Here is a 13,544-nt window from a genome sequence, read left to right as displayed (position 1 = left end):
AAGTTTCCTGAATGATTTTGTTGTCATTCAGGAAACTATTTTGTGTCAATCTGGTCGTTTTAAATGCAACTCCATCCACTCATAAATGTCTTGAGTAAGTAGCCGCTGATTCATTTTATGACTAATAAAATGAAACTCATTATCAAACAATAGCAATTTTCCCTTTTTTCCTAAACGTTTAAGTCCCATAAATAGGTAAACACTTTGGCTCCAGTTCACGTTAGTATCCAACTTTCCAGTCCATAATAGTAAAGGGGTTTCTATACCTTCTATTTGATGAAGTGGCGAATTTCTATAATAGGCGTTTTTAGCTTGGTAAAAAGACTTTCCCATACGCCACTGCTGATTTTCCATGCGCCACATCTGGTTCTGCTTATTATCCCACGACACATCATGATAATAACTTTTCAGGTCGGTAACGGCCGCCCCCGCCACGGCCGCAGCAAATAAATTCGTTTGGGTGACTATAAAAGCCGTTTCATAACCACCAAAAGAATGACCTATCAATCCCATGCGTTTGGCATCCACATGCCCTCTTTCCAAAACCGTATTTACAGCTGTAGTTACCGATTGTAAGGCGGAAACTCCTGGGTCTCCTTGGATGTATTCAAAGTCAGGGTAAAAAACAAAATAACCGTTAGTAATATATTTCAATAAATTAAAACCATTTAAAGTAAAATCGGAAGGAGGCTTAAACCCCAATACCTTTTTAGACTCATTCTCATAGATATGTACAATCATGGGGTAGGTCTTATCAGGGTTAAAATTTGCCGGATATAACAAAGCACCTTTTAATGGTTTTCCTGAAGTTCCGGTATAATCTATAAGCTCAAAAGTACCTAAATCATATTCCTGCAATGCCGCATTCGACTGATAAATCAAAGTTTCTTTTAGGGTCTTTAAATCCAATCGGTATAACCCTCTAGGTCGATTAAAAAATTCCTTACAATAAATTAAAGTCGACGAGTTTTTGGAGACCAAAGCTTGGCTTACTTTTTGGTCTTCCAGCAAAAGAGTCGCTATCTCCTGATTGCGCCCCCAAAAGGCATAGCCTGTTTTATAATCGCCAAGATCAAATACCTCCAATAAAACACCGGTTTTTAAATCCAAGGCGACACTTGAAAAACCAGGACCTATGACGGAATTCGCATGATGGAGTCTAGATGTGTTTTTAGCAATCCTAAAACGCATACCTGCCTCCTGACCTCGTGTAATACGTGTTTTATCGGCGCCATCTGGAGTCATCATCCAAATATCATGTTGGTCATATATAATAATGTGTTCATCATCTTCTGTCCAACCAGGACTACCATAAGGATACTGGCTCCCTGGCAATTCGCGTTCAAAGTTCTGGAAATCCGCTGAAATATCACCTGTTAAGTTTACGGTTTTAGCCTGTTTAATATCATAAACCCACCAATCATTCGTCTTAAAATACGCTACATAATTACCACCTGGAGAAATAGAAATAAATTCCGCTTCTGTATATTGATTCTCAATAACTAATTGGGTTACTCCTGTTTTCACATGCTTAACGTATAAATCAGAACTGGGAAAATATTGGTATTGGGGTTCGTTCTCAAGCTGGTTATATACCAAGGCATAGTCATGATTAATCGTAAGCGCAGCGGTGGGCGTTTGCGCCGTTTCAATAGCAACTAGTGCTCCAGTTTCGGGATACCAACCTGTCAAGGCAAACTCTAATTCAGTATCATGATAATACTGCATCCTTGGGTATACCCAAGGATCAGCTGTATGCCATGTTTCTACAGGTGCTGTTACACCCTTGTGTTGATCCTGTAATGGTTGCCTATAAAAAAGAATTTTCTGTCCATCTTCAGATACATAAGGCTTTCGATGACTGATTACTGAACCAGCCTGTAAAGTAGCAACATCTAGGTCTTGCAACTTAATAATTTCACCTTGAGTATTCATAAAATACAAAATATGACTACCTTCTCGCAATTCCATAAAAACGGCACTCCCCAACGCACCCCAAGTTAAAAAGTGATATTCACTGTCGCTATTTTGCGTTACAGTTGTTGCTTCGTCAGTAAGAACATCATAGACTATAACCTGCTGCTTACTATCCTGATTTTTAACAATAAGCAACTGCTCTTTTGTGGGATGCCATGAAAAAGATTCCACCCCAGACAGGGACTTAACAGTTCGAGTCCTAAGATCAATTAATAAAATACCAACCGGTTTATCGTCAACTTGTTGATAAGCAGCTAAATAATTCCCAGATTCCGAAAAGCTAAACATATGCATCATAATATGAGGGTATGTCGCTTGGTTATGGTTTACCAGGTCCACCACAACAAGCTCCTCGGAATCATTAATAGCCGCAAACCAATGATTATTATTGGAAAATTGATGCATCCTACAATTCTTAAAAGTAGCAGAATACGCATCCAAAATATGCCCCAACTTTAGAAAGCGCGATTCAGAATTGAAAACTTCTGTATAAGTATACCACATGCCATCCTGAGACAGTTTCTCTGTATAAATATTTTGACTCCATAAGGAGTCCAACCCAGTAAAGTACACTTTTTTAGAATCGCTTTGGCTGAAACCGAAATCAGCCGTTATAAATAGGGTTAGTACGAGGAATAGCTTTATAAACGAAAAACCGGTATGTATTAATTTGTGTTTAGTCATAGTTTTCAGTTTAATACCCCGGATTTTGTGGGTTTAAATTAGGGTTACGTAACAATTCACTGTCTGGAATAGGCAATAAAACCTGCGTGGAAATCCACCCCGGCTTTATGGGATCTAATACCGTATCTGCAATGCCTAGCCTCTTAATATCAAACCATCGGTGTCCAAACTCTGTAAAAAGTTCAAACCGTCTTTCCGCAGTAATCGCCGCCATCAATTCTGCCATCCCAGAGGCCGTAATAGCATCCAAACCTGCACGCAAACGAACAGCATTCAGGTCTGCTTGTGCATCAGTAATATACCCTTGACGTGCTCGGGCTTCAGCCCGTATCAAATATTGTTCGGACAAACGGAACACTACAGAATATTCCATACTGGTTCCCGTATTAGAACCTTGTTGATACTTATAAGGTAAATACCAGGTATCAGTACCATCAGTCACCTCATGGATCCAATGCTGCCGTCTTAAATCTAATGCTTCCATATCCTCAATAAAATCAGTAGTTAAAGCAGCAACCTGTGGAGGGGGTGAACTAAGAGCATACAAAATGCCTTCTAAAGTATTATCACCAGCGTTTTTCGGTTTTAACTGCCAAATAGCAGAGGGGCTCGCCTTTAAAAAAACAGCTTCAATAGGTACTTGTAAATCATATAAACCCGCGTTATTTATCACCTGCGTGCTGGCACGCTCTGCGGCATCCCACTGCTCCAAATAAAGATAAACGCGAGCCATCAAGGAGGTCACAACCCATTTGTTAGGTCGGGTCCGCTCAAAAGAAACATAAGAACTGGTTAAAAGAGATTGTGCCTCAATCAAATCTATAAGCATCTGTTCATAAACATCCTGAACGGGCATTCTAGAAAACTGGCTATTCAATGCATAGTCAGTGGTCAGAACATAAGGGACATCGCCAAATAAATTCACTAAATAAAAATGCATTAAGGCTCTAACAAACAAAGCTTCTCCGCGTAATTGATTTTTCACGTCTATATTTAGGCTCTCGGAGTTTTCAAGACCTTCCAAAACAGAATTACTCATAAAAATAATGTGGTAACTACTGTTCCATAATTCAGCAACCGTTGGGTCTGATGCTATAATCTGGTGTTGATAAAAGGAATCCGCATGCTCGCCTAAAGCATAATAATCCAATTCATCGGTATATAATCCCATTAAAAATCCCAAACCGGTTTGTCCTCCGCTGATACTAGAGGCATCACGTAGCTTCGCATATAGTGTGGTTACCGCGGAAGTTGCAGTTTGAGCATCCTCAAACACCTCGGGAGTGGGCAATTGCCCAATTGGGTCATTTAGTTCTAGGTAATCCTCGCAGGAAACAAAGCAAAAGAAGCTGACAAGGATAATAAATATGTTGTTTATGGTTAATGTTTTCATAAGGTATGTGATTCTAATAGTTAAAATTGAAATTGCACAGTTAAATTCACACGTTTTAACACAGGAATAAATCGCGTTACTTGTTCAGGATCCACCCCTTTTAAGTTGGTAAACGTGAGTAAATTTTGACCCTGTAAAGCTATCCGGCAGCTTTCTGAGCCCTTTTTGTTAGGAATGGAATAAGCAAGTTCTAAAGATTTAAGCCTTATAAAAGAGGCATCCGATATAACACCAGTACTCTGAGTGAAACGCGTATACGCACGAGCAGCCTCGCCATCTGCTCCTGTGGTAAAACGTTGCATCGCTGCATGGTCGCCTGGTTGCTGCCAACGGTCTAATACCTCCACGGGTTGATTCAACATTCTACCAGGACTTTGGCTGTAACGATAGGCATTATAACCATCTTTTTTCTCAAACTGAAAAAACACATCTAATGCCCAATTTTTATACGTAACCACATTACCAAATCCACCATATAATTGAGGTGTTAAATCAGCAACTTGCTGCCTATCCTCAAGACTAGTAATCTGTCCGTCCCCATTAAAATCTTCAAATTCAAAAAGCCCTGTTTCAGGATTAACACCTTGTAGTTGATAGAGCTTTACAATAGACACCGGTTCTCCAATAATATAACGGTTCGCATAAGTGGAGTCTTCTAATCCCGGAAACGCGAGCAACTTGTTTTTAGGTAAAGTCAAATTTAAGCTAGCTTCCCATTTTAATGGCCCCTTATTCAGGATAGCACCATGTATCTCAAACTCCCAACCCGAATTTTCAACTAAAGCATCTAAATTGCTTAATATTGAGGTGAACCCTGTGGTTCCTGGTAACGCATAATTAATGAGTTGATTGGATGAGCGGTGATTATAATAGGCCGCCGAAAGAGTGAGTCGATCTGCGAAGGCTCCCAATTCTAAAGCAATTTCTTTTTTAATGCTTTCCTCCCATTGAAAAACAGGGTTGTAAAGTCTTGAGGGCTCTAACCCTAAATAACCGTCATAAGTAGAGTCAGTTATTGTATTGGTTTGCAAATACTGATAATCCCCTATTTGGTCGTTGCCAGTCAAGCCATAACTCCCTCGCAACTTGCCATGGTTGAGCCAAGACCACTGTAAATCTTTCGAAAATAAATAGGCTGCTCCAATAGCACCAAAATTCCCATATTTATTGCCAGATCCAAACCGACTAGAACCATCGCGTCGTCCGGTCAGATTTAATAAAAATGTGTTTTTATACGCATAATGAAGCCTACTAAATATAGAGTGATGCCTATAGGTGGTTTCGTCCGCCTCTAAAACCATCAGGGTACTGGCAGCACTCAAATTGGTTATAAAATGATTATTGGCAAATCCAAAACCAAGAAATCCAGTACGGTCGGTTTGTTGCTCCTGAAAAGTACTCCCCAAAAGAATTTGAATGCTATGATTAGCAAACCGCCGTTTCCAATTCAATTGCGGTTCTATAATATAATGCTGCCTGGCGCTTTCACTAGTAATTAAGGTCGATGAGGAACTATCTAATCCGTATGCTGGATTAAAAACAGTATGCGGTGAGGCTTGATAATCCGATAAATTACTAAACCCATAGCCTGTACTGACCTTAACTTCTAGGTCTTTTATTACATCATAGGTCAATACCAAATTCGAAATAAGGTTTTTTGAATCCTGTTGGTACTCCGTATCCAATTGGGCTAAAGGATTCGTCCAGGTATTGTTTTCCCAGTTCAACTCCCCAGCGTCATCATATAAGGCTGGAGCATTGGGTGATAAGGTATAAGCGTCATTTGATAAATCCATCCCTGGTAACAAATTGGCCTCTGCCGTATAACCAGCACTAAAATTCAATCGAAAACGGTTATTAATACTTGTGTGTCTGATATTGGAATTAAACGTTATACGGTCATAATTGAAATCTTTTGGAAAAACAGTGGTTTCATTCTGGTACATCCCACTCAATAAAAATTGAGTACGCTCCCCGCCTCCCGATACAGAGGCCATGAGTTGCCGTGTTGTAGCCGTTTCACCTATTAAGGCTTCTTGCCAGTCCGTGTAACGGTTTTCATCCCAGGTCCCATTAACGTCATAAGCGGTAGCCGGATAAGTACTAATGCCATCATTGGCAAAGGCCTCACGGCGCATCTCCAAATACTGTTCGGTATTCAGAACGTCTCGCTTTTGGGCTATAGTACTAAAACCCGTTCGGCTATTAATGATAAAGGTGGTTTGCCCCTGTTGGCCTTTTTTAGTACTAATCAATACAACCCCATTCGCACCACGAGACCCATATATTGCCGTAGCATCAGCATCTTTCAACACCTCTATACTCTCAATAGTTGCCGGGTTAATGGCGTTTAACGGACTGATATTCGCGTTTGGGATAATTGGTCCTGATGTGTTACTAGATCCTAAAGTTTGTGAATCATAAGGAACACCATCTATAATATAAAGTGGTTCATTACCCGCCATAAGGCTGCTCTGCCCACGGATACGTACATCAAAACCACTGCCAGGGACACCCGAAGTCTCCACAATATTTACGCCACTCAACCTTCCCTGCATCGCAGCCAAAGGATTACTTACGGGCTGTTTGGCAATCTCTTTAGCGGTTATTTGGGCAATACTCCCCGTTTTGGTTCTCTCCGTAGTGTTATAATACCCAGCATTGATGGTCACCTCGCCCAATGCAGTCGCATCTTCCTGCAAAATCACGTTTATAACCCGTAAACTACCAACGGGCAGCTCCATAGGGCTATACCCCAAATACGATATCTGTAGGGTGTCTGTGGGTTTAGCAGGTAATTCATACCGCCCATCAAAATCAGAAACGGTTCCCCTAACCGTGTGTTTAATAAGAATACTGGCCCCTGGTATGGGCTGCTGGCCATCCGTTATCACCCCAGAAATAAGAACGTCTTGAGCATATAATGATACAGATAATAGACAGATAAGAAGCTGGCTGCTAAAAACAAGCCGGCTTCGTTTTAAATAAAAAGTTTTTGTCATAACTTTGTAATGGTTAAATGGTTTATATCAGTTTAACTAGAGACCGACCCCCATGTCCTCGAAAACGAAAGGGTGGGTCTTTTTTTTATGGGGTGACTTGTCATTCGCCAGCTAACAGCTGTAGCACAAACAAGTCACAAAAGGGTATACCATAGGCAGCAGTGGTGTTTACAGTTAAGGGGAAGCGGCCGCTTATTTAGAAAAATGTATCCAACCAATCTCTAACGGCCACGCCCCAATAAACTAATTCATAAAACGGTTAAGTGCAATCCTTTGATAGTGTAAAGAAGTAATGCCAAGAATCAGAAAGTAAGTACCAATGGCGCATAAAAAAAGGCATGGAACTCAGCTTACTGCATCAGAGGTACTGGTATACCGAGGAACAATAAGTGAGCCCACGCCCAGAGACGTGAGCATCATACTTATCCTCTCGTTCCTTTAAATTACCAGTTTTCTGATACGAGATTCTAAGCGAATGCTTCAATATGTTATTTGAAGAATCGCAAATTTATGTTATTGGGGTGTAATATAATAATTAATTTTTAATGTGGGTCATTAAACCCACATTATTTTTTAAGAATTTAACCAATTTGCAGTTTATATGGTTAAAAATACTAATAAATTCAATTTTCAGCTTTTATTTGGGAGGCACTTAAAGAAACTAAGAAAAAAAAGAAGCTTAAGTTTAAGAGAACTTTCTCAAAGGTGCGATTTGGACTATAGCGATATTGCCAAATATGAAAAAGGTGAAGTTAACATTCAATTAACTACAATATATGAATTATCAAAAGGCTTACAAATTTCACCAAAAGAACTTTTCGATTTTGATTTTGATTTGGATAAAAATTAAAGGAACTTTTATTATCCTTTATTTCTAAAAAAAGAGTACTTCATAAGAAGGTCTCCATCATCGAAACTATTCAATTCTATTATTTTATTTTCAATTACACTGTATTCTATTTCAACATAAAACTTACATACTGAATATAAAGCAAACCGTTAAGAATCACCAATCAAGTAATCCAGGAAACTATTATCTTTTTCAGTTTAAGTACCGGCTGTTACTAACAATTTTGTATATAAATTTTGCATTGACATTAATTGTAATTACAATTATTGGTAAAGTCAAATATCAAATGTTTCAAAACGCCTATTTCAATATGCTTAGATTCAAAATAATCTTTATGCAATTCATTCTTTTTAGAATTCAGAGTTTGAGTATTTCGTTTGTCTTTAATTAGTAATTTATTTATGCCTTCTACAGTTTTATTCACATTGCCTTGAAGTAAGAAGCCTAACATACAGCCAGAAGGATATTTCTTCGAAGTAAACCTGTCCATACCTTCATCTATGTAGCTTCTTTTAAGTTTAGAATCATTTTCTTTTAATCGTTTAGCTTCAAAAAAGTACTTAAACTCAAGGTTCGAGGTTATATTAGACATTTTTAAATCTACTCTTGGTAATTTATCAGCAAAGCCTTTTTTTATTTCTACATCTTTAGATAAATGTTCTTCACGCGTTGCAAATATCCTAAAATCAATCCTTTTAGGATTTGTGTTTATTCTTTCAAATAATATTTGTGTAATATCGTTTTCATCTAAATTTAGTCGAATAGTTTTTTTTATTAAAGAAAACTGATAAGCTTCAGCAATTAAGGTAAAACATTTATTCTCAAATGCACTTCTAAATTTTTTGACGATAGCGGAATTTAATGCCATAATTAATTCTCGTTTAAAATTTCAAGAATTAAGTCAGAAGCAACTTCTAATGCCATGGATTCCGACCAGAATCTTCGTTGATTTGGTCTAATAATATAAATATCGTTCCCTGTTTTATAGTTAAGTTTTTTTCTAAAATAGATATTGGTGGCTTTTTCTTCCCATAAGTGTTTATCAAGTTTTTTTAATTTCTCATCAATAAATTCATTTGATTGAAAAGTTTCGCTTTTCTTTTCATCAAAAGAAATTTTAATCATCATTAAAGGACTATATCTATTGATATCATTAAAAATCGTAGCATTTGCAAATAAATCTTGTCCGTCAAGAAAGTTATTTAACTCATTAGAAATTAATGTGCTAAATATATTTACTTGCTCTTGAAGTGCGGGAAATAATGCTTTTGATTTTTCTTGTTTATGGAATAAGTCAATATTATTTAGCAAATGTTGAATAGTAAATCGGTCATATTCTGATAAATCACTTAAAATAATTTGATTTAACTCGTCCTCAATTGTTTTATTAACTAAATAAAATTCGTTGTCGTAAAGTTTATTGTCAAATAGTTTTACTATCTGATTTCTGGTTTTTTTATTTAAACTATCTAATAAAAAAGGGGCTTCGAACAATTCTTTATATTTAACAACATCTCTTTCTATTCCCCAACTAGATGTTGTTAAAAAAGAAAAGTATCGTATGAATTCAGAATTGAAATAGATAGTTAATAATTTTAATAAATCAATATTGTCATCCTTTGAATAAATACCAACAATCCCTTTTGAATAAGCACTTTTGTAGTCAACAAAAGAGGCTAGTAAAGTTAAACTGTTATTAACGACTTTTATGCCTTCATTTAATAGGATATGTTCTTTTTGGTAAGCACTTAATTTCCCTAATCTTCGAAACTTATCAGTATCTATCCTTTTATTTGGTGTTGGTGTATAGTATTTTATAATGTTCTTAGGTGTATGGATGGGTAATGTTTTAATTTCATAATTTGTTTTGTCTGCAGGATTACTAAGTTCAAATCCTACACCATAATCAATATTCTCTTTATTGAAAAAATCCTTAATTGATACTGTAGTACTATTTAACTTTTTGATTAATTCCCAATCATTCATTCCACCCCACATTGCAACCTTCCAAATTTTAGTGTCAGGTTTTTGACATTCTTCTCTTGGAAGATGTTTTAAATCCGTAAAATCGATGTTTAAACCTTCAATTATATTTGATTTTATGTAAGTTTTAGGTGCATAATATGTGATTTTATCGGAAGGGTTTATAGGATGCTCTTTTTGATAATATATTATGCTTATAGGGCCAGTTGCATCTCCAAACAATTGACCTCCAAAATTTTTCTTTGCATTGCGGAGTATTGAAAAATTATAAACTTTTTCTACATAGCAATCATTAAATAACCATTTCCTAAAGTTTTGATAAGTTCCTCCTGTATTTGTTAAAACTTTGGTGTTAAATATTAGAGCTATTTCTCCATTCGGTGCAAACTTTGTAGATTTATGTAAAAACGGTAAGACCATTTCTTTAGCAAAATCAAATTGTTTGCAATAATTTTTTACAGATTCAAGTAAATTCGTTGTTCCAAACGGTGGATTTCCGACTACCAGATTAAATTCTATATTTTCTATTTCTTCGTTTACTTCAATAGTATCTCTACAAAATAAATTTCCCCCTTGAACTTTTAATGATTTATCTTCTGGATTATTGATAAGATTTGGTAAGCTATGATTTTTATTTTGCCAAATGTTTTTAGGATCTAGATTATCCACTAAAGCTAAGTATAAACTAAAAGCAGCAACTTTAATCGCTTGTGGATGTAATTCTACACCAAAAATATTGTCAGTAAGTAGTTTTTTTAATTTATTAAAGTCAGTTAGTTTTTCATTATGAGAATTCTCATAACGCTTTACTAATCGTTTGAAGCTTTCAACTAAAAAAATTCCAGAGCCACAGGAAGGGTCTAAAATCTTTATATTATAGTTTGTTTCTCCTTTATTAACTGGTAGCTTCTCATTTAAAATAAATTCAACCAAAGAAGGTGGTGTGTAATATGTTCCTGTTTTTTTCTTTAATTCAGGGTCAGTTTTAAATAAAAAGTTTTCATAGATTTCACTTAGCAATTCTATTTGTATAATGCTAAAATCAAACAATCTCCAATCCTCAAATAGGTTTATTTGTGGTGTATTATCATTACCACTAATAAAACATTTTTTAATTAATTGAAGTTCATTGATAGATATGTTTTCTCCTACTTCTAAAGTAAAAACGTTACCATTAAAATGCTCTTCTAATTTATCGAATAATTCATAAGTAGAGTTTACATCATTCAGAATGTCAAAATAGGATTTTGCTCCCTTTCTAATTTTGGAATAAAATTTCTCATCTGTAGCTTCTCTATCTTCTAAATATAATAGAAACAAAGAACGAAGAATGATTTTATGAATAAAATTAATTTCAAGTCCTTGTTGTTCCAGTTGTTTAGCTGTGTTAACTAAACTATCCACTAAATACTTATCGACTCTGCGTTGTAAGTTTATTTTATCTCTAATAAATTGAGCTTCTTCTAAAGTCCAGATAATTCCTGTATCAATTGCAATAGTTGAAAAAAGTTGATTAAGCTCCTGGATTTGTTCTTTATCAGAAAATTTATAAGACTTTATTTCAATGTTTTGAAGTTCTTTGTCATAGTCAAAATTATCTTTAGTGATGATTATAGGTTTTTCAGAACAGTTATAAATACGAATTTCTGTTTCAGAGTAAACATACAGAAATAGTACTTTTTTGAAGTTCCAAGCTTTTTTGTGAGTGCTTGCAATTTCTTTTAATGAATTTATATCAAATGAGTTTATTTTTTTTAAAAATATAGCAGGAAAACTATTGTCGTTTTCATCGGTATTAAAATAAACTGCATCTATGCCAAACTCTTTTGCTTGGTTCAAGACAATAGATTTACTTTCGGAAAGCTTCTTGCCTTTCAAAGTAGTAGAAATGGCTTTGTTTAAACCAATTAAATCTATTGTTTTTTGTCCGTTCATTATTGTTTTCTATGGTCTTTATAGGTTTTCGTAAAATACGAATTTATTAACCCACAAAGTTAATCTTTTTGAAAATAATAAAGTCAAATTAATTTTAATCTCCTAAATGAGTTTTATCGGGTGGTGACGATGAAGCGTAAGTTGTTTTTTTGATGCACGAAAAAAATGAAATGTGCTTACCCTACTATGTGGGGTCTTCTCTTCATCTAGCACATATAACGTGTTTGGCTATGACTTCGTTTATGTGCGAGGATTTTTAGTACGTAGACTAGTAGTTACTTTTACAGATTGCTGTGTGTTGCTATTTTAATTTTTTCGGGTTTTTCAAACTTTTTTTTTCCTCACTTTTTAAACGTCTGTCAATTTTACTTATGTCTTCTTCTGCTTTTAAATTTTCAGGTTTTATGCCACGTGACACTAAGGTATTACGTACAGACTTATTGTTGATTATATGCTCTCTAGAAATTTGACTTTCAGATTTCATATTATTTTCTTTGGCGTTAAATATTGTGATTTCGGTAGCAAAGTCTTTAGCTTTTAAAAGTATTGTGGGCATAAAATCAGCTAATGGCTTGTTTTTAATTCCCCATCTGTCTTTCATTTGCTGCGTAGTCTTTCCAAACAAAGCTGTATCTCCTTTACTTCTAATTAGTGCGAAATTTTGATTGCCTCCTGTTTGTTCAAATATTACTTGTGATAACTCTTTTTCGGTAGCCTTTAATTTTTCTCTTGCATTAACCCTTTCGTGTTCAAGAATCTTAATCTCAATAAGTTCTGCTTTCCTAGTTTGAATGGCAAAATATCGTTGAGCAAAGGCTATTTTCTCTTTACGAGGATCCCCATTTTGAGCAACTAGATAACAAGCATATCTTGTCAACATAATATCTGGAATTTCTTTTTCCGCTCCCGATCCAATCGAAACCATTTTCCCGACTTCGGCAAAATGGTCATCTATTTGTTGTTCAGAAAGCTCACAAGCTGTTTTCGCTTTTGAAATTACACCTTGAAAATTATCCCACTTTGTATATGATAATAAATGTTGTAAATCTCTTGCCATCCAAAATTCTACTCCGTCTGAAGTTTTGTGAGCACAAGATTCAAAATTTTCAGTTAGACTATGTATTATAGATGTTTTCATTCTTTAAAATTACAATTTTTATACGAAATATTATACATTTATACTGTAGTTCTTAATGTCTTATTCTAACAATACCGCTACAGGTTAAAATTGATTTATGCTTTTTTTAAAAATATACTATATCAGGTGTTTTATAGTCTAAAAATAAAGTTAAGTCTGAAGATAACTTTTTATTCAGTTAGTCTTAAGTTCTCTGTAGTCTTTGTTTAAGTTTAAGACAAGCTTGAACACAACGTGTTTTTAGTGTCTTTTAGGACGGGTCATACGGCATGGATACTCCATAGATACTCCATAGATACTCCATGGATAATGTATGGATAATGCATGCCATAGGTATTTCAGCAGAAACCGTCAATAATGGCAGAAACAGACGCTTTTCGGTAAAAACCTAAAAAACACAACCATTTTCCGCAATAAAAGACTGTACTGGCAGAATCTACAAACACCCTTGGTCATTCCCACATACCTTTACCCCAGATTCAAAACCCGATTTATAAAAACAACGGCAGGTGTTTGGCGCGCAAGGTCAATGAATACTAAAAAATAATTGGTATAACTCGAGGACACTATGAAACGTCCTCA

General features: G+C 35.4%; 7 protein-coding genes. 1 reads left to right on the top strand and 6 read right to left on the bottom strand.

All coding sequences use genetic code 11. The features are described 5' to 3' along the window. Positions 1-45 precede the first annotated feature (45 nt). From GMA17_RS13290 to GMA17_RS13280, 3 genes are all read right to left on the bottom strand, one after another. On the bottom strand, positions 46-2,661 hold the full coding sequence (locus GMA17_RS13290) for a prolyl oligopeptidase family serine peptidase (protein ID WP_248396964.1): 2,616 nt from the start codon (positions 2,659-2,661) through the stop codon (positions 46-48). A 10-nt stretch (positions 2,662-2,671) separates the two neighbouring features. Next, entirely contained in the window at positions 2,672-3,952 is a 1,281-nt protein-coding gene (locus GMA17_RS13285) for a RagB/SusD family nutrient uptake outer membrane protein (RefSeq protein ID WP_248396962.1), read from the bottom strand. A 122-nt stretch (positions 3,953-4,074) separates the two neighbouring features. Next, on the bottom strand, positions 4,075-7,056 hold the full coding sequence (locus tag GMA17_RS13280) for a SusC/RagA family TonB-linked outer membrane protein (RefSeq protein WP_248396960.1): 2,982 nt from the start codon (positions 7,054-7,056) through the stop codon (positions 4,075-4,077). A 601-nt stretch (positions 7,057-7,657) separates the two neighbouring features. Here GMA17_RS13280 and GMA17_RS13275 point away from each other — a divergent pair. Continuing rightward, on the top strand, positions 7,658-7,906 hold the full coding sequence (locus tag GMA17_RS13275; RefSeq protein ID WP_248396957.1) for a helix-turn-helix domain-containing protein: 249 nt from the start codon (positions 7,658-7,660) through the stop codon (positions 7,904-7,906). Between the two features lie 247 nt (positions 7,907-8,153). Here the strand turns inward: GMA17_RS13275 and GMA17_RS13270 are convergent, their stop codons facing one another. The 3 genes from GMA17_RS13270 to dinD form a co-directional block, all read right to left on the bottom strand. Beyond that, positions 8,154-8,774 carry a hypothetical protein gene (locus GMA17_RS13270; protein WP_248396955.1) on the bottom strand — a complete coding sequence of 207 codons (621 nt, stop codon included), beginning with the start codon at positions 8,772-8,774 and terminating at the stop codon, positions 8,154-8,156. Between the two features lie 2 nt (positions 8,775-8,776). After that, on the bottom strand, positions 8,777-11,824 hold the full coding sequence (locus GMA17_RS13265; RefSeq protein ID WP_248396953.1) for a class I SAM-dependent DNA methyltransferase: 3,048 nt from the start codon (positions 11,822-11,824) through the stop codon (positions 8,777-8,779). A 301-nt stretch (positions 11,825-12,125) separates the two neighbouring features. Then, positions 12,126-12,962, bottom strand: coding sequence for a DNA damage-inducible protein D (gene dinD / locus GMA17_RS13260; RefSeq protein WP_248396951.1), 837 nt, complete (start codon positions 12,960-12,962; stop codon positions 12,126-12,128). Positions 12,963-13,544 lie beyond the last annotated feature (582 nt).

It is taken from the genome of Bizionia sp. M204 (assembly GCF_023205095.1).
Lineage (GTDB): Bacteria > Bacteroidota > Bacteroidia > Flavobacteriales > Flavobacteriaceae > Algorimicrobium > Algorimicrobium hallyeonense.
The sequence above is the reverse complement of the archived record's forward strand: the minus strand, read 5'-3'. Positions and strand labels throughout refer to the sequence as shown.